The sequence below is a fragment of the Pseudomonadota bacterium genome, assembly GCA_026388255.1.
Classification (GTDB): Bacteria; Desulfobacterota; Syntrophorhabdia; order Syntrophorhabdales; family Syntrophorhabdaceae; genus JAPLKB01.
Map to the genome: position 1 here is coordinate 15,925 of JAPLKC010000101.1, position 25,215 is coordinate 41,139.

21 protein-coding genes and 1 pseudogene are annotated in these 25,215 nt (G+C 44.1%); 13 read left to right on the forward strand and 9 right to left on the reverse strand.

Annotated elements, in window-relative coordinates; all coding sequences use genetic code 11:
- Positions 1–95: 95 nt before the first annotated feature.
- Positions 96–1,910: a translational GTPase TypA gene (typA, locus tag NT178_15460; protein ID MCX5813925.1), complete on the reverse strand. Its 1,815-nt coding sequence runs from the start codon at positions 1,908–1,910 to the stop codon at positions 96–98.
- A gap of 550 nt (positions 1,911–2,460) precedes the next feature.
- On the opposite strand from typA, the gene NT178_15465 reads away from it, so the two are divergent.
- From NT178_15465 to NT178_15475, 3 genes are all read left to right on the forward strand, one after another.
- Positions 2,461–4,233, forward strand: a complete 1,773-nt coding sequence (locus NT178_15465) for a phosphoenolpyruvate carboxykinase (GTP) (GenBank protein ID MCX5813926.1) — start codon at positions 2,461–2,463, stop codon at positions 4,231–4,233.
- A gap of 161 nt (positions 4,234–4,394) precedes the next feature.
- A complete protein-coding gene (locus NT178_15470) occupies positions 4,395–5,567 on the forward strand; it encodes an MFS transporter (GenBank protein MCX5813927.1) in 1,173 nt (390 codons plus the stop codon).
- Positions 5,568–5,675: 108 nt separating this feature from the next.
- On the forward strand, positions 5,676–6,551 hold the full coding sequence (locus NT178_15475; protein MCX5813928.1) for an ARMT1-like domain-containing protein: 876 nt from the start codon (positions 5,676–5,678) through the stop codon (positions 6,549–6,551).
- Between the two features lie 130 nt (positions 6,552–6,681).
- Here the strand turns inward: NT178_15475 and NT178_15480 are convergent.
- Positions 6,682–6,798 (reverse strand): annotated as a pseudogene (locus tag NT178_15480) (phosphatase PAP2 family protein).
- A 68-nt stretch (positions 6,799–6,866) separates the two neighbouring features.
- Between NT178_15480 and NT178_15485 the strand changes: the two are divergent.
- The 5 genes from NT178_15485 (at position 6,867) to NT178_15505 (ending at position 10,853) form a co-directional block, all read left to right on the forward strand.
- Positions 6,867–7,172, forward strand: a complete 306-nt coding sequence (locus tag NT178_15485) for a putative quinol monooxygenase (protein MCX5813929.1) — start codon at positions 6,867–6,869, stop codon at positions 7,170–7,172.
- Positions 7,173–7,327: 155 nt separating this feature from the next.
- Positions 7,328–9,466 carry an aldehyde:ferredoxin oxidoreductase gene (locus NT178_15490; GenBank protein ID MCX5813930.1) on the forward strand — a complete coding sequence of 713 codons (2,139 nt, stop codon included), beginning with the start codon at positions 7,328–7,330 and terminating at the stop codon, positions 9,464–9,466.
- Complete coding sequence (locus NT178_15495) at positions 9,467–9,664, forward strand: MoaD/ThiS family protein (GenBank protein ID MCX5813931.1); 198 nt, start codon at positions 9,467–9,469, stop codon at positions 9,662–9,664. It abuts the gene before it with no gap.
- A 41-nt stretch (positions 9,665–9,705) separates the two neighbouring features.
- Positions 9,706–10,119 (forward strand): hydrogenase nickel incorporation protein HypA, encoded by a 414-nt coding sequence (gene hypA / locus NT178_15500; GenBank protein ID MCX5813932.1) that lies wholly within the window; start codon positions 9,706–9,708, stop codon positions 10,117–10,119.
- Positions 10,116–10,853 carry a P-loop NTPase gene (locus tag NT178_15505; GenBank protein ID MCX5813933.1) on the forward strand — a complete coding sequence of 246 codons (738 nt, stop codon included), beginning with the start codon at positions 10,116–10,118 and terminating at the stop codon, positions 10,851–10,853. The genes hypA and NT178_15505 overlap by 4 nt, the downstream gene beginning before the upstream one ends.
- A gap of 60 nt (positions 10,854–10,913) precedes the next feature.
- On the opposite strand, the gene NT178_15510 is transcribed toward NT178_15505, so the two are convergent.
- The 3 genes from NT178_15510 to fdhF are packed head-to-tail and all read right to left on the reverse strand — an operon-like array spanning position 10,914 to position 16,316.
- On the reverse strand, positions 10,914–11,741 hold the full coding sequence (locus tag NT178_15510) for a formate/nitrite transporter family protein (GenBank protein MCX5813934.1): 828 nt from the start codon (positions 11,739–11,741) through the stop codon (positions 10,914–10,916).
- Positions 11,742–11,778: 37 nt separating this feature from the next.
- Positions 11,779–13,602 (reverse strand): NADH-quinone oxidoreductase subunit NuoF, encoded by a 1,824-nt coding sequence (gene nuoF, locus NT178_15515; protein ID MCX5813935.1) that lies wholly within the window; start codon positions 13,600–13,602, stop codon positions 11,779–11,781.
- Between the two features lie 14 nt (positions 13,603–13,616).
- Positions 13,617–16,316, reverse strand: a complete 2,700-nt coding sequence (gene fdhF / locus NT178_15520) for a formate dehydrogenase subunit alpha (GenBank protein MCX5813936.1) — start codon at positions 16,314–16,316, stop codon at positions 13,617–13,619.
- A 461-nt stretch (positions 16,317–16,777) separates the two neighbouring features.
- On the opposite strand from fdhF, the gene NT178_15525 reads away from it, so the two are divergent.
- From NT178_15525 to NT178_15540, 4 genes are all read left to right on the forward strand, one after another.
- Positions 16,778–18,961 (forward strand): hydrogenase iron-sulfur subunit, encoded by a 2,184-nt coding sequence (locus NT178_15525; GenBank protein ID MCX5813937.1) that lies wholly within the window; start codon positions 16,778–16,780, stop codon positions 18,959–18,961.
- Between the two features lie 2 nt (positions 18,962–18,963).
- Positions 18,964–19,941, forward strand: a complete 978-nt coding sequence (locus tag NT178_15530; GenBank protein ID MCX5813938.1) for an oxidoreductase — start codon at positions 18,964–18,966, stop codon at positions 19,939–19,941.
- A gap of 12 nt (positions 19,942–19,953) precedes the next feature.
- A complete protein-coding gene (locus tag NT178_15535) occupies positions 19,954–21,411 on the forward strand; it encodes a Ni/Fe hydrogenase subunit alpha (protein ID MCX5813939.1) in 1,458 nt (485 codons plus the stop codon).
- Positions 21,412–21,504: 93 nt separating this feature from the next.
- Entirely contained in the window at positions 21,505–21,975 is a 471-nt protein-coding gene (locus tag NT178_15540; GenBank protein ID MCX5813940.1) for a hydrogenase maturation protease, read from the forward strand.
- 586 nt (positions 21,976–22,561) lie between these two features.
- On the opposite strand, the gene NT178_15545 is transcribed toward NT178_15540, so the two are convergent.
- From NT178_15545 to NT178_15560, 4 genes are all read right to left on the reverse strand, one after another.
- Complete coding sequence (locus tag NT178_15545; GenBank protein ID MCX5813941.1) at positions 22,562–22,849, reverse strand: hypothetical protein; 288 nt, start codon at positions 22,847–22,849, stop codon at positions 22,562–22,564.
- Positions 22,850–23,254: 405 nt separating this feature from the next.
- Entirely contained in the window at positions 23,255–23,452 is a 198-nt protein-coding gene (locus NT178_15550; protein MCX5813942.1) for a hypothetical protein, read from the reverse strand.
- Between the two features lie 178 nt (positions 23,453–23,630).
- Entirely contained in the window at positions 23,631–24,032 is a 402-nt protein-coding gene (locus NT178_15555) for a type II toxin-antitoxin system VapC family toxin (protein MCX5813943.1), read from the reverse strand.
- Positions 24,023–24,304 (reverse strand): type II toxin-antitoxin system Phd/YefM family antitoxin, encoded by a 282-nt coding sequence (locus tag NT178_15560; protein ID MCX5813944.1) that lies wholly within the window; start codon positions 24,302–24,304, stop codon positions 24,023–24,025. Before NT178_15560 ends, NT178_15555 begins: the two co-directional genes overlap by 10 nt.
- Positions 24,305–24,502: 198 nt before the next feature.
- Between NT178_15560 and NT178_15565 the strand changes: the two genes are divergently transcribed.
- Positions 24,503–25,215 (forward strand): acylphosphatase (locus NT178_15565; protein MCX5813945.1); only part of this gene is annotated, 713 nt, incomplete at its 3' end.

The window sequence follows — 25,215 nt, forward strand, 5'->3', positions numbered from 1 at the left end:
CCCACACCCTTTTTGTATTTTAAACTATACCGGCTGGACGGTATAGCTAAAATACTATATGAGATTGTTTTTGTCAAAATGTTTTTTGATAATTATCAGGCTGCGGCGGTTCTGGCCCTTTTTCGTTCAAGGCCGTCAAGGATCATTTTGCGGAGCCTTATTGATTCAGGCGTTATCTCGACAAGTTCGTCATCATTGATATAAGAGATGTACTCCTCGAGGCTCATATTTGTATGGGGGATCAGCATCACAGCATCATCAGAGCCGGCAGCCCTCATATTAGTTAGTTTCTTGCCTTTAGCAGGGTTGACAATAATGTCTGCCTCTCTGGAATGTTCTCCTATAATCTGACCTGCATAGACCTTTTCTCCAGGACCAAGGAAGAGCCTTCCTCTTTCCTGCAGGTTAAAAAGGGCGTATGCCACAGTTGTGCATTGTTCCATGGCAATCAGTACGCCTCTTGTTCTGTTTTTGATCTCTCCTGCATACACATCAAATCCGAGGAAGATATAATTCATCACGCCCATACCACGCGTTTCAGTGAGGAATTCCGAGCGGAACCCAAGGAGTCCCCTGGTGGGTATCTTGTACTTAAGCCTTGCCATCCCATTGTCCTGGTGCATTTCAAGGATGGTACCCTTTCTGCCGCCAAGGTTTTCGATGACTTTCCCCATGTAATTCTCATCTACATCAACTGTCAGTTCTTCATAAGGCTCGAATACTTTCCCGCCCTCTTCTTTAAATATTACCTGGGGTCTCGTGACCTGAAATTCGTATCCCTCCCTTCTCATTTTTTCAATGAGGATGGAGAGGTGGAGTTCTCCCCTGCCTGAAACCTTATAGCCCTGTATATCATCAAGTTCCTCCACAACAAGGGCAACATCGGAGAGGGTTTCCCTGAAAAGTCTGTCCCTTAAATGCCTGGAGGTAACAAATCTGCCTTCTTTTCCATAGAATGGTGAGTCGTTTGGTACAAAACTCATGGATACCGTCGGCGGGTCCACCACAATGCCAACGAGGGGCACAGGGTTTAGCGGATCAGTAAGGGTTTCGCCAATGGCAATGGTTTCCATGCCTGCTACAGCCACTATCTCACCTACGCCTGCTTCTTCTGTCTCAACCATCTGCGTCCCTTTAAAACAGTAGACCTTTCTTATTCTGGCAGGACAGGGAAGTGTGCCCGGTGATGCTACTGCTACCTCTTTATCGATCCGCAACGCCCCTGAGGTGATCTTTCCTATGGCAAGCCTGCCAAGAAATGTGGAATAGCTCAGAGAGCTGACAAGCATCTGGAGTGGACCTTCCGGATCGCCGACAGGCGCCGGAATAGCATTAATGATCATGTCAAAGAGCGGGATCATGGTTACACTTTTTGTATTGTGATCAAGGGTGGCATATCCATCCTTTGCTGAAGTAAAGATGACGGGGAAATCAAGGATATTGTCCGGCGCTTCAAGTTTTACGAACAAATCGAAAACTTCGTCCACTACCCAGTCGCAACGTGCTGCCGGTTTGTCAACTTTGTTCACCACCACAATCACGGGCAAATCTAAAGCAAGTGCCTTTTTCAGTACAAAGTAGGTCTGCGGCATAGGTCCTTCGGCTGCATCTACGAGCAGAAGAACGCCGTCTGCCATTTTCAGGACACGTTCTACCTGGCCTCCGAAATCGGCATGACCCGGGGTGTCTATAATATTGATGAGGTACCCCTTATAGAGGAAAGAACCATTTTTAGAAGCAATGGTAATACCCCTCTCTCGCTCAAGGTCCATTGAGTCCATAAGCCGTTCTTCCACTACCTGGTTGTCGCGGAAAAGTCCGCTCTGTCTGAACAACTGGTCGACAAGCGTGGTCTTGCCGTGGTCAACGTGCGCAATAATCGCAATATTTCTTATCCTGCTCTGTTCCATGCTCCCTCTAAATGTGCTGATTATACAGCGGCGATAGGGTTTGAAATGAAGTAGTAGTATACATCAAAAACGCCGTTAAATCAACAACAGTTTCCTGTTGAGTACCTTCAATAACAAAACGGTCCCGATTTTTAGACAATCAGTAATTGAGTACAACCGCTTGCATCAGGCTTTTTAGCCCCCAAGAAACCGACTGTTTACCTGTCTGTACACTTTTTTATTGACTTTAGTATAGAAGAAAAGAAATAATAATCACTTAATACGTATGAAATATATTTTTAAATGGTTATTAACAAATAAAGAAATGGTTTCCGTAAGCCACTTTTCTGCCACACTTCATATCGATTGTCTTGCAACACGTCAAACACAATTATTCTGCAAGGCTGTATAGGGGGGCATGGCAATCGCTGTGAAACAACCTTCCCGTTGGTCCCCCTGTCATGTATGACCCGATGTGGCAATAGCAGCAAGAAAGTTTTTATTATTTAAGCTACACACATTCAAGGTACAAAATACCTATTTACCTTGACACAATATAAGGAGGATTAAGATGAGTGAATTAGTTAAAAAGTGGGTTGAAGAACAGGCGGCTCTCACCAAACCTGATAAGGTTTATTGGGTCCAGGGCAATAAACAGGAATTGAGTGACCTTGTCAGAACAGGCATAGAAAAAGAGAAAACATATATTCATCATACATTCCGGGAGCTTAACCATAATGTTTTTCCCAACTCATATCATCATATGAGTCACCCTAATGATGTAGCCAGGACAGAACAACTAACCTTTGTTTGTACACCAACGAAAGAAGAAGCAGGTCCGAACAACAACTGGATGGAACCTGCCGAAGCCAAGAAGACCGTTTCTGCAATCTTTGACGGATGTATGAAAGGCAGAACGCTCTATGTTATCCCTTATACGATGGGTCACCCTGATTCTCCTTATGCAAAATCGTGCATACAAATAACCGATTCAATATATGTTGTAGTCAGTATGTGCATCATGACAAGGGTAGGACAAAGAGCAATCGACAGGATCGGCGCTTCAGGAAAGTTTGTAAAGGGCCTTCATTCAATAGCTGACCTTAACCCCGATAGACGATATATAATGCACTTTCCCCAGGAAGACCTTGTTATGAGCGTCGGTTCCGGTTATGGAGGGAACGCCCTTCTGGGCAAGAAATGCTTCTCCTTGAGAATAGCCTCTTATCAAGGCCATCAGGAAGGCTGGCTCGCCGAGCATATGATTGTCATGGGCGTAGAGGATAAAAAAACCGGAGAAACCATGTATGTTCTCGGTTCCTTTCCTTCTGCCTGTGGAAAAACAAACCTTGCCATGATCCAACCCTCCCTGGAAGGCTACAATGTAACTACATTGGGCGACGATATTGCCTGGATCAATGTGGGGCCTGACGGCAGGCTCTATGCAATCAATCCTGAAGCAGGTTTTTTTGGTGTTGCCCCCGGCACTTCTGATAAGACAAATCCTCAGATGATGAATACCTTGAGGGCAAGCAAGTTTTATCCTACCCTTTTTACAAACACCGGTATCGATACTGATACCAATTCACCGTGGTGGGAAGGACTCACAGATGAACCACCGGCAAATCTTATGGACTGGCAGGGCAATCCCTGGGATAAGACTGCCGGAAAGGTTGTTGCCCACCCCAATTCCCGTTTCACTGTGTCGGCGCAAAACTGCCCTACCCTTTCACCTGAATTTGATAACCCGAAAGGCGTGCCCATCTCTGCCATCCTTTTCGGGGGACGACGTTCGGATACCGTTCCTCTTGTATGCGAAAGTTTCAACTGGAATCACGGCGTTTTTAAAGCTTCCTCACTCGGTTCAGAAACCACCACAGCAGCAGCGGGTCAGGTAGGCGTGGTAAGACGCGATCCCATGGCAATGCTCCCATTCTGCGGGTATAATATGGCCGACTATTTTCAGCATTGGATGAATATAGGCGCAAAACTTACTAATCCACCGAAAATATTCTTTGTCAACTGGTTCAAGAAAAATGATCAGGGCAAGTTCATATGGCCGGGATTCGGAGATAATTTCCGTATAATCAAATGGATGCTGGACAGGGCCAAAGGTAGAATTCAGGCAACTGAAACGCCTATCGGTTTTATACCGGAGAAAAAAGACATAGACCTCACCGGTCTTAACATATCCAGGGAGACTCTTGAGAAACTTTTTGAAATAAATAAAGATGACTGGAAGAAAGAGATTGAAGGCATAGAAACATTCTACGGACAGTTTGGCGAAAAGCTCCCCAAGGAACTTACAGAACAATTGGCCCAACTGAAAAAGAGTTTTGCATAAATTAGCGACATACGCCCTCAACGGGGACGATTTGTTATGAAGCAAATCCCGTTTAAAGAATACGAATAACATAACCTCCGGTTCTGCCGGAGGTTATGACAATTTTTTTCGTAATTACATTATATCTTCAATATAGTTTGTCTTTTTATTGATGGGGGTGTATGCAGTCAAAGAGGATGATTTTCTTTTTTGTAGCCTGGATCGGAGGACTCCTCTACTTCGCTCAACGTTGGATATTCGGTCCCCTTATCCCTTCCCTTATGGAAGAGTTTCGCACTGACAGGACCGGTCTTGGCATTATAGGATCAGCTTCTCTCTGGGGCTATATGCTTACCCCTATTATTGCCGGTTTAATATCCGATCGTTTTGGAAGAAAATATACCATCCTTTTTGGTATTTTCGGCTTCTCTACCCTCACAATAATATGCGGATTAGTAAACAGCCAGGGTCATATGCTGCTTGTCCGTTTTTTTACAGGCATGGTTGAACCTTTTTATTTTATTATACTTCTTGCTTTTACGCTCGAGCTCTTTCCCGAACGGCCGGGGTTCTTTTTGACTGCCATATCCTCCGGCTCTTCTTTGGGCTGGTTTGTAGGCCCGGCACTGGCAGGCTGGCTGCTGGATTTCACCGGAAGCTGGCGGGCGCCGTTTATATTAACCGGGGCCGCGGGACTCGTTGTTGCGGTTCTATTGATCCTTGTCTGGCCTCATGAGGGAAATAAGACCCGGGTTGGCGCTTTCTTCGACAAAAGTATCCTCAAACCTGCCAACCTGATTATGCTTTTTCTCCTGAGCCTGACTGCAATGTTCCAGATCTCTGCCGAGTTTGGTTTCACCATGTGGTATCCTGTCTTTCTTAAAACAGAGATAGGGACAAGTGCAACAGTTGCCGGTCTTATTGCCGGTTTATATGGAATAGGACAGTTCATTGGCCGGCCATTTCTGGGATGGGTATCCGATAAACTTGGCTACCGGCGGGTTGGGATAAGCGGCGGAATTCTTATGGGAATATCTCTCATACTTATACTCTGGGTAAGCAGCCCTCTCCTGAGGGGTATCTTCACCTTTCAGATGGGCTTTACCGGCGCTGCTGTTATGGGTGCGCTCTGGACATTTACCGGTCTTGTTTTTCCATCCTTTAAGGGTCTGGCTCTCGGGGTCATCACCACATTCGCTTATGCAACAGCATCTGCCGCACCTATATCAATAGGATACATCGGGGATCATTATTCGGTATTAACAGGGCTTTTATCAATACCCGTGCCGTGCGCCTTCCTTGCAGTCCTTTCATTCCTGGCCACATATCTCCTTATACCCAAAATGAAACGATAGAAAATCTCACGTTTTTCAAACATATTGCTTCAAACAAAAACAAATCATATAATATGATCACCTTGCACGTAATAAATCCTTTAGACACTAACTAAATAAGGAGCTATCATGTTCATCCAGTCTGATTGCATTCCCTGCATTTTGAAGATGTCTCTGGAGATTAGCCGCCTTGCAATCAAAGAAGAACATCTAATGAAAGATTTCATGTATAAAGTTTTGAAGTTAAAGCCTTTACGTGGAGAGAACTGGCATATATTCGCAGGTGAGATAATAAGAGATATCTGGTATTTACTGGAGGAAATTACAGCCGAGGCCGATCCCATGAAAGAAGCAAAGGCTGATCAAAACAAAAAGGCAATGCAAATATATCCTTTCGCAAAACAACTTGTCTCAAACAGTATCGACCCCTTCAGCACAGCCCTTAAGTTCTCAATTGCAGGCAATGCGCTCGACAATTTGGTGGGTGATCATCATGAGGTCATAGAACAGCTAATCCCGGAACTGGAGAAATTCACAATAAACGAGGAGAATATTCTAAATTTCAGAAAGCGTATGCAAAAAGCGAAAAAACTTGTATATTTCATCGACAATTGTGGTGAAATCGTCTTTGACAAACTTTTCCTTGAAGCCATTCGCCAAATGCATAACATTGATATAGTGATTGTAACAAGAACACTCCCTGTCCTCAACGATGCCACATTACAGGACGCCCGCTCTGTGGGACTTGCAGAAATAGCAGAAGTCATAGAAAACGGCACTCAGGAACCACTTGCCGGCACCATGCTTGCAAAAGTCTCGCCCCAGGTAAAATCGCTTGTTGAAAAAGCAGACTTGTTGATTTCTAAAGGAGGGGCGAACTATGATTGCCTCACCGAAGAACCCACAGTAGAAGGTAAAGTTACATACCTCCTTCACGGTAAATGTTATCCCTATTGCTCCGACAACAATGTTTCCTTGGGTTCGCTTATTATACGGAACAGCTAAAAGAAACCTGAACATCAACGTGTCTGTCCGAGTACGTGCTTTATGACTCATACCAGGTACGACCCAGTCTTATACCGTAATGCTTCTGATCAACTTGCGCCTGAATATGCCAACCCTTGTATAGCCGGGTAGCCCCGGCTAAGACATCCTGCACATAGTGCTCTTTTGACTCAACCCGACTGACAGCCACAAACGTTGCGGCAACATAGGCTGGTATACCGTATTTCCAACCATAACGTTTGCGCATAGCTTGCTTTTTTACTTTTCAGCACAAAAAAAAGGATGTTATAATTAATAAATAAGGAGGAAACAATTATGATTCATGTAATTGCTTCAGTACGTGTGAAGGCGGGCAGGATTAACGAGTTTCTTGAAATATTTAAATCCAACGCACCGAAGGTCATAGAAGAGAAGGGATGTATCCAGTATCTGCCTGCAATAGATATAGACTCCGGTTTGCCTCCGCAGATATTCGATGAACATGTTGTCACAATTATAGAAAAGTGGGAGAATCTCGATGCGCTTCGAGATCATCTTGCCACCCCTCATATGCTGGCCTACAAGGAAAAGGTAAAAGACATAGTTGAGAACGTGTCCCTTAAGGTGTTTCAGGAAGCATAATGGGCTCTCTCAAATTTCATCTTGACACTCACAAGCCCTCATGATAATTGAGTTAGGTAAAATAGCCGGACAGGACACGTAAAATAATTTCAGTTTTATATTTCGTGATGGAGATGGTGCATAATCGCCGTAAGAAAAAAAGGAGAATACGATAAATGACTGAGTTAAAGGTAAAAGAGATTAAAACACTGCGCTATAAGAGACCTGTCGTTGAAAAAGGATATGCGAACCAAACCCTCTATGTAAACCTCTCCGATGCGGAAATCTCCACCAAACCCGTAAGCGAGAAGATGAAAGAAATTTTTGTCGGGGGAAAGGGTTTTGATCTCTGGCTCCTATGGAATGCGGTCAAAGGTACGACTAAATGGAACGATCCGGAGAATGCAATTTGCATTGCCTGCGGTCCATTAGGCGGGACGCCTGTATATCCCGGTTCAGGTAAAAGCATTGTCACCTCCATTTCCGCTACCACAGGCTCTGTTATGGATTCTAATGTCGGCGGTTACTTTGGCCCTTACCTGAAATTTTCAGGCTTTGATGCCCTTGAGATACAGGGTAAGACCAATACGCCCACCATCGTTTTCATCGACGGCATCAGCCAACAGATTCAAATTCTTGAGGTAACAGGGCTCCCCGATGAAGCCCATGAAATATCAGAAATTCTAACTAACCACTTCGGGCAGGGAAAACCGAGAAATATCTCCGTGGTATCCACTGGCCCGGGCGCCAAACACAGCCTCATCGGCTGCCTTAACTTCTCATGGTATGATGCTAAAAGGTCAAGGACCAGACTCAAACAGGCAGGGCGTGGAGGTTTAGGAACCGTATTTGCGGATAAAGGTCTAAAGGCCATAGTGACTCGCTGTGATACGGTAACTGTGGCTATGAATAACCCGGCAGATGAGGCAGCATTAAGAGAAGTAGCCAAGCTACACTCCCAGGAAATCGTGGAACAGGACCCTAAACAGAATCAGATGTCCAGTGTCGGCACAGCCCATCTCGTGACCATCATGAACGACTACGATCTTTTGCCAACCAATAACTTCCGGTACGGCCAACATACTGATGCGCCTAAAATGGGTATGGAAGTCTACCGTGGGCTTTTCGACAAGGGTTATGACGGTTGCTGGGTAGGCTGTACCCTTGCCTGTGCCCATGGGATAAAGGACTTTGTGCCCTCTACCGGTCCCTACAAGGGAGGGAAAGTTTTTGTAGATGGACCGGAGTATGAGACAATTGCGGGATGTGGCTCAAACATAGGGGTTTTTGATCCCCTCCATGTCGTTGAGATGAACTTTTACTGTGATACTTACGGCCTTGATTCCATCTCTGTCGGCACCAGCATTGCCTTTGCCATGGAGTGTTTTGAAATGGGCCTCATTAATGAGACACACACGGGCGGGATGAACCTTTCTTTCGGCAACGGTCAAGCAGCTCTTGAACTGGTCCACCAGATGGCGAGAGGAAATGGGTTCGGTATAATAGTGGGCCAGGGAGTACGGAGAATGAAGCATATATTTTCTACAGAATACGGCGCAAACCGGGCTGTCATGGAAGATATCGGCATGGAAGCCAAGGGCCTAGAGTTCTCAGAGTATATGCCCAAGGAGTCCCTCGCGCAACAAGGTGGCTACGGCTTAGCCCTTAAAGGACCTCAGCACGACGAGGCGTGGCTCATCTTTCTGGACATGGTTCACAATTTTATGCCTACATTCGAGCAAAAGGCAGAGGCCCTTCATTGGTTCCCCATGTTCCGTACCTGGTTCGGACTCTGTGGCCTATGTAAGCTCCCCTGGAATGATGTAGTGCCGGCAGACAATAAACAAACAAAAGAACCTGCCAAGGTGATGCAGCATGTAGGCTGGTATACCAGATACTTCAACGCAGTAACAGGAAGGAAGTTGGATCCTGAAGACTTAATCACAATGAGCGAGAGGGTCTATAACTTCCAGAAAATCTTCAACCTGAAGATGGGCTTCGGCAGGCGCGAGCATGACGCAATCCCCTATCGGGCAATGGGGCCGGTGACGGTGGAGGAATATGAATCGAGACAGGAGCGTTACGATGGTCAATTGAAAGACATATATCAAATTGACATTGATGGAAAAAAGACAGTAGATAAGGTAAAGATACTACGCAAACTGCGTGAGCAAAGGTACGAAGAACTTAAAGATGCAGTCTACAAACGGAGAGGCTGGACAAAAGACGGTATTCCTACCCTTGAAACAGCAAGAAAGCTTGGGATTGACTTCCCGGAGGTCATAGACGTGTTAAAGGCTAACGGGGTGGTTTAGATGGTACGGGTATCCGATAGAGAATTCCCCTGGCATGAAGACATGACTATTACCGATCTCCTTAAAGAATTGGGTGATCCCTATCCCTATACAGTGGCACGCATTAATAACAAGACCGTGCCCGGACACGACTTTTCAAGGGCCAGGATACCTGATAATTCGGAGGTTTTTCTGATCCCCCTGATTGCAGGGGGATAACTGTTTATCTGATATACATTTAAAACTTTAAGGATTGAAAAATGCATGAATGGGCACTTGCAGAATCAGTTATCTGTACTATTTCAGATGAAATAAATAAAAATAAACTCAACCGAATATCACGTGTTATGATTAAAATAGGCGAGTTGCAGCAGATAGATATTGATATATTCAGATTTGCCCTTGAAAATGTGCTTGAATCATATGAGTTAGCTGTAGATAAAGCGTGTATTGCTCTTGAGACAGAACCAGGCACTCTGAAATGTAATGTCTGCGAAAACGAATGGAGCTTTGAAGAAAATATCAAAAGAATGCAGGAAGATGAGTCAGAGGCTATTCACTTTATCCCGGAGATTGCCCACGCTTACATGAGGTGTCCTGCCTGTGGAAGTCCCGACTTCAAAATCAGAAAAGGCCGCGGTGTATGGATAGAGAGCATTGAAGGGGAAATATGATAGACCCGCGGCTGCATGTTATCGGTAAAAGGCTTGATGGTATAAAAAGGATAATTGCCGTTTCTGGCGGCAAGGGAGGGATAGGTAAGAGTACCGTCGCTTCTGTCCTGGCATTGTGTATGGCAAAAAACGGTTACAAGACCGGCCTCTTAGACCTTGATCTGAGTGGCCCCTCTACACATGTTATACTTGGAATAGAAGGTGCATATCCGGAAGAAGACAAAGGGCTCATTCCTCCTGAAGTAAAGGGCATCAAATATATGTCCATTATTTTTTTTGCAGGCAATAATCCGTCTCCGTTGAGAGGCAACGATATATCAAATATTATTATTGAATTACTCACAATCACAATTTGGGGTCAATTGGATGTGCTGATCCTTGATATGCCCCCGGGAATCAGCGATTCCATACTCGATGTCATCAGGCTGATTAAGAAAATGGAGTTTCTTGTCGTTACCATACCTTCAAAGGTTGCAATCGGAGTTATGAAAAAAGAACTGAAAATGCTCATGGAGCTAAATATACCTGTCATGGGCGTTCTTGAAAACATGAGGACAAAGGAGTCTTCTATGCTCTCGGACGAGATAAAGGATCTTAACGTCCCTTTATTAGGCTCAATAAACCTTGATCAAACCGTTGAAGATGCAACGGGCGATGTGGATAAATTGATGGAAACCGCTTTCTTCAAGCAGTTGGATATATTATTTATTAAACGGATTAAAGATATATGGTAGAAGCAGGAGAGAAGTTACAAATAGCCCCGAACCCGTCAAGGTCCGGGGCTATTTGTTTTTTTATGTAGGAGATATTGTGGAAAGTTCTTTTTTGAAAGAATAAAAATACACTGCTCCGATAAAGATAAACCCGCCTACAATGTTTCCGATGGTAACAGGAATAAGATTCCATTGAATAAACTGACCCCAGGTAACATTTGCACCCAGCATTATTCCCACAGGGATAAAATACATATTCGCTACACTGTGCTCAAATCCAGTTGAAACAAATGCCATGATCGGAAACCATATTCCGAAAAATTTACCAACCATATTTTTTGATGAAAGGGCAAGTAAAATGGCAGTATTAACCAACAGGTTACATGCTATGCCTTTCATAAATGCTGACCAATAACCGATTGCCCCTGCTGCTATATAAGGCAGCGTCTTTGCCTCTGCTATACCGATGGCATTTTGTCCGAAGACCGTCAATTCAGGTCCTCCTCCCTTGCTGAATGGGCCAACTGCCATCAGGTATGCCCAGAAAAGTGAGCCGACAAAATTCCCGATATAGACCCAGAACCAGGCGTTAAGAACCTTGCTCCATGTGCTTTTCTTCTGAAAAACAGCCATAGGAATAAGCATGGTATCGCCGGTAAACAGAGACATGCCTGTGATCACAATCGCAATCAAACCTACCGGGAAGACTGACCCTGCAATGAGGGATTTGAAACCCGGTCCCATCGTTTTTTCCAATCCTGTTCCGCATACTGTGCAAAGCGCTGCTCCGACAGCAATAAAAAGGCCTGCCATAAAACTCCTTACCAACCAATTTGGTATACCGAGATTGCCTTTGTATCTCCCGGCATCTCCAGCCAACTGAACAATTTCTACAGGTTTATTCGCCATTCATTCCTCCTTTTTTATAATTAAATTATATGTATATCTACCTGTAAAACCTCGCCAACGTCTTGTCACACTCAGGACAACCGTACCTTGGATTGCAGTGTTTTAAAAACTCATCCCTGAAATATTTCAATATCGTTGTTATAGGCAATACAGGGGATTGCCCAAGGGCACAGAGTGAAGCCTTCTTCATCAATGCAGCCTTTTCGATCATTGTGTCAATATCCTGCTCAACAGCAGTTCTTGTGGCGAACTTTCTTGCAAGATAGTGCAACTGCGATGTACCTACACGGCAAGGCACGCACTGACCACAGGATTCGTGCTCAAAAAAGCTGAGTACGTTCAATAGAAAATCAACTGCGCAGGTATCCTCATCACATACAAGCACAACCCCTGATCCAAGCGTTACACCCGCACTTATTGTCTGATCTATATCAAGGGGAAGATTAAGCAGGTCTTCTCCGAGAATACCGCCCGCCGATCCGCCCACCTGGGCAAACTTAAAACGTTTCCCGTCTTTAATACCCTTCCCGTATACATCAATGATTTCATGAAGGGTCGCACCCATTGACAGTTCTACAAGGCCGACTCTATTCATCTTACCTGAAAGACAATACAATTTTGTTCCTGAACACTTTTCGGTGCCGACCGCTTTATACCAATCAGCGCCTCTTTTAATTATCATAGGCACAGATGCGTATGTTTCAACATTATTTACGTTTGACGGCATACCGGAAAAACCGGCGCCTGCTGGAAATGGAGGCCGGAATCTCGGATAACCGCGTTTTCCTTCCATAGAATTCATAAGCGATGATTCCTCGCCGCAGACATAAGCACCGCCGCCCTCTTTAATAAATATATCGAAGCTGAATGTCGAACCTGCAATAGGCCTCCCGAGAAAACCTTTTTCCCGCGCCTGGTCTATTGCACGTTGAAGTCTTTCAATAGCGCGCCTGAATTCACCTCTCACATATATATATCCGATAGATGAGCCTGTTGCATAACCGCATAACAGCATCCCCTCGATAAGCATATGAGGATTCCCTTCCATAAGAATACGGTCTTTGTATGTACCGGGTTCTCCCTCATCTGCATTACATATTACGTACTTCTGCATATCCCCTTTCGGCATAAATGACCACTTGACACCGGCAGGGAATCCTGCTCCGCCCCTTCCCCTCAATCCTGAAATCTTCACAATGTTTATCACGTCGTCAGGAGAATATTCTTTGAGCGCCTTTTTGGTTGCTCGATATCCACCCTTATCAATATAACTGTCAATACTGAATGGATCAATCTTGCTGATCATTCTCAGGAGCCGCCTTGTCTGCCTGTCATCTTCAATGATACATGACGTTGCTTCAACCTCAGGTCCGCATGATTCGATAAAGGACGGCTTTTTCTCTCTATAAGCATTAAAAATCTGCTCCATCCTCCCCTCGGTAAGATTACCGTGAATATCATAATTTATCATCATGGCGGGGGCTACAGAACAAACTCCGAGGCATTCACATTTCTCAAGATAGAACATTCCGTCAGACGTTGCCTCACCGGGTTTGATGCCCAGATATTTTTCAATATAATCAAAAATGCTCCTGGCTCCCATTACATGACATGGGCCGGACTTGCAAACCCTCACAATAAAAGGCGCTCTGGGGTTCGTTTTGAACATACCGTAAAAACCCACAAAACCAGCCACAGCGCTTTTCGGGATATTCATCAAATCTGCAACCTCTTTCAATACGGTTACATCAAGCTGATTTTTGCCTGATAAATTCTCGAGGTCCCGCAATATATACATGAGATGCTCTCTTGCATTCCCTCTGCTATCTATTACATTTTTAATTTCTGCTGTTGTTATCATTCTCATCACCGCCTTTACATGTATATTTTTTCGACCTTGCATGCACATACCTTATATTCAGGTATCTTACATGTCGGATCAAGGGCGTCTATGGTCAATTTATTCACACATGCTTCATAAAAGTGAAAGGGAATGAAAACAGTGCCCGGTTTTACTTTCTCAGTTACCTTTGCCTTTATCCTGATACTGCCGCGCCTTGAAGAGACTGATATAACTTCGGCGTCACTAATATTATAGTTTTCCGCATCGTTCGGGTTTATCTCAACAAACCCTTCCGGCACAATTTCATCAAGTATTCTTGAGTTCCTTGTCATTGTACCTGTATGAAAATGTTCAAGTATACGACCTGTAGTTAATATAACGGGATATTCGGGGTCAGTTTCTTCGGCAGGCGGTGTATAATCGATGGCGCTAAAAAGGCCCAGTCCACGTGAAAACGTATCTCTATGGAGAAACTGTGTACCGGGGTGTTCCGTATTCGGACAGGGCCATTGTATAAGCTCCTTTTCAATCCTTTCATAGGTGATTCCGGCATACGAGGGTGTTACTTTTCTGATCTCCTCAAAAATGTCTTCAGGTTTTGTATAGTTCCATTTTGCTCCCATCCGGTTTGCCAATTGCGTTGTAATCCACCAGTCATCCTTTGCATCACCTGGCGGCGGCAGCACTCTGTGCATAGGCTGAACCCTTCTTTCTGTGTTGCTTGCAGTACCCTCCTTTTCAATAAAAGCGCAGGCCGGTAATACCACATCAGCGTACTGAGCAGTCTCAGTAAGAAAAATATCCTGGACAACAAAGAATTCAAGTGATTCAATAGCTTCTATCACATGGTGCTGGTTCGGGTCAGACATAACAGGATTTTCACCCATGAGGTAAACAGCCTTCAGTTTACCTTCTATAGCCGCATTGAACATCTCCACGATTGTCAAGCCCGGTTTAACAGATAAGCCTGTCACACCCCAGAAATTTTCAAACTTCGTCTTATTATCTTCATTGGCAACAGGTTGATATGCAGGGTATACGGCATTAAGCGCCCCCATATCGCATGCGCCCTGAACATTGTTCTGTCCTCGCAACGGATTAACTCCGCCGCCAGGAACACCCATGTTGCCAAGAAGCATCTGGAGGTTTGCCGTAGACTTTACACCGTTGACCCCTGAGACAAATTGTGTAATTCCCATTGAGTAATAAAGTGCCATGGGTTTTAAATCCGCCATGAGATGTGCCGCTTTGACAATGTCTTCAGGGTTATCAATTCCACAAATTTCAGCAACATATTCAGGTGTATATTTTTCAAGAACATTTGCCATGGCATCAAAGCCTTCGCAACGTTTCTCCACATATTCTTTATTAAAAATTCCTTCCTTAATCAACACATGCATAAAACCGTTAAGAATAGCTATATTTGTACCGGGCTTGATTTGAAAATAATAATCAGCATACCGGGAAAGCTCAATCCTGCGCGGATCGGCTACAATCAGTTTTTTACCTCGACTGATTACTTCCTTTTTTATCATAGACCCGAGAACAGGATGATTATCCGTTGTATTGGAACCTATTACCAGAAAACCTTCGGAAAGTGGTATTTCACGTATAGAGTTGGTCATTGCGCCTGAACCGAATACTGCCGCCAGACCGGCGACGGTTGAACTGTGTCAGAGTCGGGCACAGTGGTCTACGTTGTTCGTACCTATTACCGCCCTCATAAATTTTTGCATGAGATAGTTCTCTTCGTTTGTACATTTAGCTGAAGACAGGGCCGCAATGGAGTCCGGGCTGTTTTTTTCTTTTATCTCAGTAAATTTGTCTGCAATCAGGTCAAGAGCCTCATCCCAGCTTGCTTCCTCAAAAATACCGTCCTTTTTTATAAGTGGTTTGGTAAGCCGCTTGGGACTCTGGACAAAGTCAAATCCGAATCTACCCTTTACACACAAATGTCCTTTGTTCGGCCCGTCTTCGTGCCCCATGGCTTTCACGAGCAGGCCTTCTTTGTTTTTATAAAAATCTATCTTACAGCCTACACCGCAATAGATGCAGATGCTTGACTCTTTTGTAAGCTCCCATGCATGGCCTCTGCCAAGCACTGTCTGGAAGGAAAGAGCCCCTGTAGGGCACAACTGGACACATGTTCCGCACTTCACGCACTCTGAGTCACCGATTCTTTCAAAAAGACCGGATGTCAGATGGGCATGACTCCCTCTGTCGGTAAAATCCCATACATTGGAAAGCTGGATTTCTGCACATGCTTTTACACATCTTCCGCATAAAACACACCTGTTTTCATTTCTTTTCAGGCCTTCACTTGTTTCACAGTCAACTTCCCTTGTGCGCTGCGGATATTCGTAGACAGTCTGCCGTATATCATATTTATAAACAAGCGCCTGAAGCTCGCACTCACCGTTTGCATCACAATAAAGGCAGTTGTGGTCTCCTTCTGCAAGAAGTAATTCAAGTATACCCTTTCTTATTTGTATGATCTCCTCATCTTCAGTAACAATCTTCATGCCTTCCATGGCAGGTTCTGTACAGGCTGTTTTAAGCATCATATCGTTAACTTTAACTATGCATATTCGACATGCGCCGGTTTTACTTACTCTCGGATGATAACAGAGAGAGGGGATATTTACTCCGTTTTTGAATGCTGCTTCAAGGATTGTCTGCCCCTTTATACCGGTTACCTCACGTCCGTTGAATGATAATTTTATTTCATCCATACAAGCACTCCTTTTTGCTTTTTATTGATCACATCAAATTCAACAAAAAAATAAACGATTAAGCTCTTTACAAGAAAACATCATTATATTCAGGTATTTTTTGATGTCAACTTTTTGCCATATATGACTAAAAATGTCAAATGAATTATTTCACATTCACAATGGTGAACGTTTGGTAAATTGTCATAGATAATTTACTTTACAATATTAAATTCTATTAAATTTTTAATTTTAATGTTGGCATACTATATGTTCATTATAGTGAATTATCATACATATTGACACCATATAAAAAATAAAATAAAATCTTTTCTGCCAAACATATAACTATTATGAGAATCCCAACCTACTCTTATTTTTATTATGAGTACAGTATTTCAGAGATATATCTTGTTTTGACTTCAGAAAATAATGACCCATTCCAGATTAAGCAATCAACACTATTAAGGAGGTAAATAACCATGTGGCAATTGAGAAATGATGAAGAAGCACGGGTTGAAGCCGCAGTAAAGCAGGTTCTCCCCCCTTGTCAGGTCAAATGTCCTATTAAAGAGGCCATACAGAGGACAAATGTGATGATCTCGCTTCTGCCTGATGATCCTGAAAAGGCCCGCGAGGGTGTAATTCAGATCGGGGACTATTTGTATGAGAGAAACCCTTTATTCACCGTCTGCGGATACATCTGCGGCATCTGCGAACGGGAGTGCAATTACAAAACAAAGGGTGGATCTATTAAAAGGAGACTGTTGAAGAGATTCCTTTCCGATTATTACACCCCCTATCTCCCTGAAAAACCGTCGGTAAATATTGACAGCAAAAAAGCTAAGGTTGCCATCGTTGGAGGCGGTCCCGGAGGATTACTCTGTGCCTGGGAATTAAGCAAGAAAGGCTACAATGTAACAATCTTCGACAATAATCCCAAATTGGGCGGTGCAGTCAGGTACATCCCGAAATATCGTCTCCCCGAAGATGTCCTTGATTCTGCAGTGAATAACTTAGTGCGGATCGGCGGGATAAAAGTTGAAACAATTAAAGTAAACGGAGGCGACCCGATTGCCGGATTGAAAGAAAAGGGGTTCTCCGCTTTTTTCGTTGCCACAGGCACACCTTATCCGCGCGCCCTTACCCTCGGCATAAAGCCTGTGGATTGGCATGGACTGGAAAATGTGGAATACGGTCTCACCTTTCTTGATCAGGCAGGAAAAAATGAACTCCCTCTGGATTACTATAAAGATAAGAGGGTTATTGTAATAGGCGGAGGAAATGTCGCATTTGACGCTGCAAGAACAGCATACAGAATGGGTGGCAAGGTAACAATGGTATGCCTTGAGACCTGGGATAAGAAACACAAAGACGGTATCCCCGCAGACACCGAAGAGTTAGAAGGCGCCCACCAGGAAGGCATCCGGATAGTATACTCAAGGGGCGTCAGGAAAGTTATAGGCGAAAACAATAAATTTACAAAGGTCGATTGTCCGAAATGTACAAGCGTTTTCGATGAAAAAGGTTTTAATCCCAAATTTGATACATCCGATTGTATTGAAATTGAAGGTGATGTACTTTTGATTACCATAGGACAAGCATGGGACAGATCATTCCTTCAGGCCTCCGGGCTCTTTGATGAAAACGGCAGACTTGCCGTTGACCCTGTAACCCACCAGAGCTTGCTGAAAAAAGAAGTGTTTCTCGGTGGCGATGTCAGAAGAGTAGGCTTCATGGTGGATGCCATGGCCGAAGGCAGGCAGGCGGCAGATTCTATCGATAAATACTTAAGAGGACTCGGGTTACAACGCTGGATAGTAAGATATGAAGGGAGCAACGCCCCCCTGCGGGAAGTCTATAAACCTGAACCAACAGCAAAATGGACCTCTCCGGATAAACGGATGAATTTTGATGTCTTTGAAAAGGGATTCACCATTGATGAGGCAATCAAAGAGGCGCGCAGATGTCTTGAATGCGGCCCCTGCATCTCATGCAAGGCCTGCGTATCGGCAGGCATACAGCCGGAACTGCCTGCCGTAAAGATAGAAGAAAACCTTTGCAGCGGTTGCGGTATCTGTGTGGCGGCATGCAACTACAACACGGCTCATCTGACGGAAACAGAACAACTTTTTGACGGCAGGGTAATCGGCACAAAGAGGATCTCCTATACCGACCCCGTTCTTTGCAAGGCCTGTGGCATGTGTGTGGCTGCATGTCCGTCCGGGGCAAGGAGCCTTGTGCCCGATTTTTCCATTGAAAAACAGAATGCCGATTATGATCCCGGTATTGTCTGTTTTTACTGTAAGTTCGGTTGGGGATACACCTTTGACCAGGAAAAGTTGGATAAGATAAAGAAAATGATACCCGTTGTTTGCATCGGAAAGGTAGATGCAACCGATATACTCAAAGCGTTTAGCAAGGGCGCTGATGGTGTCCTGCTCCTCGGATGCGCTGATGGCGATTGTCATTTCCAGGACGGGAATCAGGAGGCAAGAAAGAGAATATATTTACTGCACTCAATACTGGAATCTTTCGGGATAGAAAAGGAAAGGCTGGAGGTGGTTACCGGCATTGATCCGCAGGCAGAGAAAGTATTGGGTATTATAAATGGTCTTGCTGATAGAATAAAAGGTCTTGGACCTAAAACAAGCGTAGGAGGATAAAAATGGCAGATAAACCTAAATTAGCGATATGCTGGTTCGGCGGATGCGGAGGATGTGATGAGGCTATCGTTGACCTGAATGAAGATATCCTCAAGGTGACAAACGCCTTTGATCTGGTCCTCTGGCCTGTAGCACTCGATTTTAAATACCACCACATTGAAGCAATGGAAGACAAAGAAATTACACTCAGCATAATAAATGGCTCCGTGAGAAATTCAGAACATGAGGAAATTGCCCATCTTTTGAGGAAAAAATCCCAGCTTGTGCTTGCCTTTGGCGCATGTGCATGTTTTGGAGGCACGCCCGGCATGGCAAATATGAGAAGTAAGGAAGATATTTTCCAGTGGGTTTATGAAGATGCACCGACAATCGTGAACCCGAAACACAACGTTCCACAAACTGTTTCAAATACAACCGGTTACGAATTGACGCTCCCGGAATTCTACGGACAGGTTTACCCGTTGAACCAGATAATAGATGTTGATTATTATCTGCCCGGATGTCCTCCACCGCCTAACCTGATATACAATGCGATAAGCGCTGCAATAGCAGGGGATCTGCCGCCAAAGGGCTCTACTCTTGCGCCTGAAAGGGCATTATGTGATGTTTGCGACAGGAATAAAACAAAACCGGAGCGTCTTGCCATATCCAATATTAAGAGGATACATGAAATTGAGGCTGATCCTGAAAAATGCTTTCTTGCACAGGGCGTGGTATGTACAGGACCTGCAACACGGTCAGGGTGCGGAGAAACATGCATAAAGACAAATATACCTTGCAGAGGTTGTTTCGGACCTGTTGAGGGCATCGCAGATATGGGCGCAAAATATCTCTCGGCCTTTGCTTCGATAATTGAGGCAGATACTGAGGAAAACAGAAAAAAGCTGATTGAAAGCCTGGATGATCCTGCCGGCTATTTCTATCGTTTCACAACCGCATCTTCTCTCCTGAAAAAGAGAAGAGATGCATCAAAGAAATAATGAGGTGTAAAAATGGCTAATAAGATAACGATAAATCCGGTAACAAGATTAGAAGGACACGGTAAGATAGACATTTTTCTTAATGACAACGGGGATGTTGCAGATGCATATTTCCAGGTAACAGAGTTGAGGGGCTTTGAAAGGTTCTGTATCGGCAGACCTGCCGAGGAAATGCCGAGGATAGTGCCCAACATTTGTGGCGTCTGCCCGACTCCTCATAATATGGCATCCACAAAAGCCCTTGATTATATGTATGGCGTTGCCCCCACCCCTACAGCAAAGCTTGTGAGGAAATTGCAGTATAATGCAAATTTTATTGAAGACCATTACATTCATTTCTTTTTCCTTGCCGGCCCTGATTTTGTAGTAGGACCGGACGCTAATCCCGCAGAGCGGAATATCCTGGGGGTCATTAATAAGGTTGGCCTGGATATAGGAAAAAAGGTCATAGAGATTAGAAAAAAGACGCGGGAAATTATAAAACTCATTGCCAGCAAACCTGCCCATCCTGAAGGTGGATTACCGGGTGGAGTTCCAAGGGGCATTACAGAGGAAGAGAGAAAAATAATACGGAGAACCGCAGACCAGTCCGTTGAATTTGCCCGGTTTGCCATGCAGCTTTTTAAAGATACTGTACTTAAGAACAAGAGTTATCTCGACCTCGTCTTAAGCGATGCCTATAATCTGAAGACATCCTATATGGCGCTTGTAGATGAGACCAAGAAGGTCAACTTTTATGAAGGGAAGCTAAGAGTAATAGATCCATCAGGAAATGAAACAGCCTTTTTTCATCCTAACGACTATGTGGATTATATAGGTGAATGGGTAGAGCCATGGACATATATAAGACTGACGCATCTTAAAAAGATCGGATGGAAGGGGCTTATCGAAGGCGCTGATACATCGCTTTACCGTGTCGGTCCCCTTGCGCGTTACAATGTTTGCGAAGGCATGGCAACACCCCTTGCCCAGAAAGAATATGAAAAAATGGTAGAAACACTGGGTAAACCTTCTCATCACACGCTGGCATATCACTGGATGAGATTGATTGAGGCCTTGCAGGCGGCTGAGGATTTGCAGAATATTGCAGACGACCCACTGCTTACCGGCAAAAATATCCGTAATATGAACTTTCAATATACCGGAAAAGGCGTCGGTTGTGTTGAGGCATGCAGAGGCGTATTGATCCACGACTATGAAGCTGACGACAAGGGATTGATAAAGAAAGTAAATCTTATCGTTGCCACCCAGCACAATGCAGCCCCGATTTCTCTGTCTGTAAAAAAAGCTGCCCAGGCCTTTATAAAGGGCGGCGAGGTAAAGGAAGGGATGCTTAATATGGCTGAGATGGCATTTAGGGCATACGATCCATGTCTTGGATGCGCAACACATACCCTGCCGGGTAAGATGCCTTTGGTGATTGATATCCGGGATCATGAGGGTAACATTATCAAGACAATTTCAAGATAGCATATTTAATCAACCTTTATCGCCGGGCGCTTCACTCCGGCGATAAAGGTTGCCACGCTTATTTTTTTATATTTCGGGGTATGATTAAGTCCAATGAAAAAAAAGACGCTCATAATAGGATTAGGTAATACTATCCTCAGTGACGATGGCGCGGGTATACTGACGGCGCGGGAGATTGCAAAGAAATGCCATTTACTGCCGGACATAGAAGTAGTTGAAGCAAGCATAGGCGGCATCGGACTCCTTGATCTCATGGCAGGATACGAAAAGGTTATTATAGTTGATTCAATAAAAACCGCTGAGGGGCGGGCAGGTGAGATTTATAAGATTGACATTGAAGATCTGGGGGATATGTCATACCCTTGCGGCCCCCATTTCCTTGATGTAAGGACAGCCGTGGAACTGGGCAATAAATTCGGCTATGAAATGCCGGAAAATATCGAAATATATGCAATTGAAATAAAAGAAAACACAACCTTCAGCGAGACCTTGACGCCTGAAGTGGAAAAGGCAATCCCGCAACTCGCACGTCAAATAATTACAGATCACGGGTTAATGAAATAACCATCCTTTCAGATGTACACCATGTCCCGAAACGCTCTCTATCTGAGGTCATTCCCGACCTTTAATCAAATTTTAGTACGTCGGGAAGTGTGACGACGAGGTAATGAAGTTATATGATTGATGAATGATGCCTTGCGGGGATACTTAAAAGCACTGTCACAGTAGTTTTTAAGATGTCCCAGTGCCATGAGCCCCATCGTCAGCAGAATGTGAAGACAACTGTAAAACCCGTTTGGTAGTGTGAGATACTTCCCGATCCCGCTAAGGAGACCATTGGCGCATAACGCGGGCATCAGGATGAGGACTTGAACGAAAAAATGAACTGGAGCCTTTTTCCCGCCTGTTTTTTCCTTCTGTGCGGTTTAATCCAGACAGCGGAGAGACAATTGCTTTCTGAATCTCGGGATGAAGTTTTAAAAGCTAAAACCCGTTAAACAGCGTCCTTACTGACTTTCAGAAAATTTCGGCAGTTGTAGACATTGTGTCTACAATTTCCTCGGATAGGTCACTATGAGAGTAATGGGTTTAATGGGCACCGTTGCCGGACCTGCAAAGGCCTTGAAATTTTCTATGGTGTATTCTGTTATCATCTGATGCTCCTGTTGTGAGCCATGGTTTTGTCAAAATCTATATTTTGCCGCCCGCTTGCGCTTGACAAATGCGGACGAGAGCGGACGAATACCGATGAACAGTCTTTTTGATAGCCGGCGACATTGCCGCCTATCAAATATTCAGCCCTAACAGGCGAATATACTAAATTTTCACTCTGCCCGAAGGGCATGGAGTATATCGGGTGCCAGGTCGGCAGCCGATATAAAATATTGTCCGGCTTTTGTCTGCGTGCGTCTGCGGCTGAATAAAAAAAGGTTTTCATGTATTTTTGCATTACCTGAGTCATGCTAATATATAAAGCAACAACCGTGCCAGAGCAAAAAGTCAGTCGTGATTCGTAACTCGTAATTGGTAATTGGCGTTTTTCAACTCAAAGCTTAACACTGTTTGTCCCTTTCTCCTTTTACCTTGTTCAACGTTCCCGTCTTTACACCATGCGCTATGTGCTCTGCAATTATTTAATCCACATTTTGCAATTCTAAATTCTAAATTCTAAATTCGCAATTATTAATTATTGATACCCCCCCCCTTCGATATTTTCTTAAACTATGGTTTAACCAATTCCAACTCAGGTTGAAACGAGTAATAGCATTATGACAGCCTGCGTCTCAAAATATCGTAAAAACTTTCACGTTTTCCTATCATCACAATGTAAACAATTTTATCTTTATAGGACATCTTTTAAAACTTCTTCTCTTGTCAGGGTTCTTACCTTTTTTGTTTTTATTTCCTTGACCCTCTTTGCAATCTCTCTTCCTTCTCCAGATAATAACAGCAATAATGTTTCTGTATCTTCTTTGTCTAATTTTTTTATTGAGCTTGCTATATCTTCCACATTTAATTCAACTGCTACCGTTACACTCATATATTCCTCCACTTAAATTTTCTTAACTGCCTCATGACTGCCTCATAGTTAATGGACATGCTGACCGAGGCAAATCTCCACCAGATTAATGGTAATGGGGTCTAACTTTGTCATGTTCAATCACTCCTCGCTCTACTATTATATGACAAGATTAACTGTTTTTCATATATGTTTTAGGCTATCTCTTTTCAATGCGCAGTCCCTCAATCTTTTCAAAGTCCCGTAAGTTGGAGGTCATCACAGAGAAATCGAGAGAGATGGCAGTGGCTGCAATTATCAGATCATGAGCGCCGACTGTTAAGCCTTTTTTTGCCAGAGATGCCCAAATCCTGGCGTAAATACGTACAGCAGACAGATCAAAAGGGTAGACGGGAAAAAGTTCGATTACCTTTTCCACAAAGGCCTGCCGCTTGACCATCCTCCCTTCAGAATCAGCGCGTTCCACACCATGGAGCAATTCTGCTACCGTTACAACGCTTATTCCAAAAGGCTCTTCTTCCCGTCCGGATATGATGTCCGTTATATTGTTTTTGTTACGCTCAAGGGCAATTATTTCGCTGCTGTCAAAAATTATTCCCACAACGTTTTCTCCGGTAGAGATGGCTGGGTGCGAATAATTTCCCCAATGTCACGGGCAAAAATCTCATTATCATCGTTGAGGCTTGGCAGTTTTTTTAGAATATCGTTCAATTCTTTCAGCGACCTCCCGTGGGGCAACGACTCAACCGGGATAATAGCGGCCGCAGGTTTCCCCCCTCTTATTATCGTAAAACTGTCGTGCCGGTATATGACGGCATTCATAAGCTCTGAAAATCTTCTGACAGCTTCTGTTGCACTGATTGGTATGGCCATAAGCGTTCCTCCATAATAACATGTAAAATACGATAATCATATTTTACAATATTGTTCCAAAAACAACAATCAATTTGTCGGATCATCAAGCAGCATTTCGTTGGTCTCGACGGTTAAAGCGGGTCGGAGAGATCGGTTTGATTTTAAGCCTGATTTGTTATACATTTAGTCGGATCAACATTGACAATACACCTTTAATTGTCGGTAAAAAATACAGAATCACGGGGTGAAAGGATTAAAACGAATATCAAATCCAAAATCCATACGGTTAAATCCAGCCAAAGGCAGGGCAATCCTGGATTCGGGATCAACAATATTTCCCGTTGCCATATTGTCATAAAAGGCACTGTCCAGGGGGTAGGTTTTCGTCCCTTTGTCTACCGGCTTGCCGGAACATACAAGGTCAAAGGGAGTGTTCTTAACTCAAGCCGGGGCGTGATTATTGAAGCAGAAGGCGAGGAAGGTAAAATTGAATCCTTCATTAATGCGATAAAAGGGCACCCCCCTGCCCTTTCTAAAATCAATAGTTTTGAGGTAACAAGGTTGCCACCTGCCGGGTTTACATCATTTCAAATACTGAAAAGCAGCCCGGATAAGTCAAATGAAGCCCTTATTCCACCGGACGTAGGGACATGCAAATCATGCGCTGAGGAGATACTCAACCCTCTGGATCGCCATTATCAATACCCGTTCACCAATTGCACAAATTGCGGTCCAAGGTTCACCATAATAGAAGAAGTTCCCTATGACCGTCCCGGAACTTCCATGAAAACATTCAACATGTGCAATGACTGTGCAAATGAATACAATAACCCACTCAACAGGCGGTTCCACGCCCAGCCTGTTGCATGTCCTGCATGCGGCCCAAGCATACGCAAAGCGGACAACAAAGGCAAAACGGCTGCCGATAA

Coding starts and splice junctions, on each gene's coding strand:
- typA (MCX5813925.1), bottom strand. CDS start 1,910: ATGGAACAGAGCAGGATAAGAAATATTGCGATTATTGCGCACGTTGAC.
- NT178_15465 (MCX5813926.1), top strand. CDS start 2,461: ATGAGTGAATTAGTTAAAAAGTGGGTTGAAGAACAGGCGGCTCTCACC.
- NT178_15470 (MCX5813927.1), top strand. CDS start 4,395: ATGCAGTCAAAGAGGATGATTTTCTTTTTTGTAGCCTGGATCGGAGGA.
- NT178_15475 (MCX5813928.1), top strand. CDS start 5,676: ATGTTCATCCAGTCTGATTGCATTCCCTGCATTTTGAAGATGTCTCTG.
- NT178_15485 (MCX5813929.1), top strand. CDS start 6,867: ATGATTCATGTAATTGCTTCAGTACGTGTGAAGGCGGGCAGGATTAAC.
- NT178_15490 (MCX5813930.1), top strand. CDS start 7,328: ATGACTGAGTTAAAGGTAAAAGAGATTAAAACACTGCGCTATAAGAGA.
- NT178_15495 (MCX5813931.1), top strand. CDS start 9,467: ATGGTACGGGTATCCGATAGAGAATTCCCCTGGCATGAAGACATGACT.
- hypA (MCX5813932.1), top strand. CDS start 9,706: ATGCATGAATGGGCACTTGCAGAATCAGTTATCTGTACTATTTCAGAT.
- NT178_15505 (MCX5813933.1), top strand. CDS start 10,116: ATGATAGACCCGCGGCTGCATGTTATCGGTAAAAGGCTTGATGGTATA.
- NT178_15510 (MCX5813934.1), bottom strand. CDS start 11,741: ATGGCGAATAAACCTGTAGAAATTGTTCAGTTGGCTGGAGATGCCGGG.
- nuoF (MCX5813935.1), bottom strand. CDS start 13,602: ATGATAACAACAGCAGAAATTAAAAATGTAATAGATAGCAGAGGGAAT.
- NT178_15525 (MCX5813937.1), top strand. CDS start 16,778: ATGTGGCAATTGAGAAATGATGAAGAAGCACGGGTTGAAGCCGCAGTA.
- NT178_15530 (MCX5813938.1), top strand. CDS start 18,964: ATGGCAGATAAACCTAAATTAGCGATATGCTGGTTCGGCGGATGCGGA.
- NT178_15535 (MCX5813939.1), top strand. CDS start 19,954: ATGGCTAATAAGATAACGATAAATCCGGTAACAAGATTAGAAGGACAC.
- NT178_15540 (MCX5813940.1), top strand. CDS start 21,505: ATGAAAAAAAAGACGCTCATAATAGGATTAGGTAATACTATCCTCAGT.
- NT178_15545 (MCX5813941.1), bottom strand. CDS start 22,849: ATGAAAACCTTTTTTTATTCAGCCGCAGACGCACGCAGACAAAAGCCG.
- NT178_15550 (MCX5813942.1), bottom strand. CDS start 23,452: ATGAGTGTAACGGTAGCAGTTGAATTAAATGTGGAAGATATAGCAAGC.
- NT178_15560 (MCX5813944.1), bottom strand. CDS start 24,304: ATGGCCATACCAATCAGTGCAACAGAAGCTGTCAGAAGATTTTCAGAG.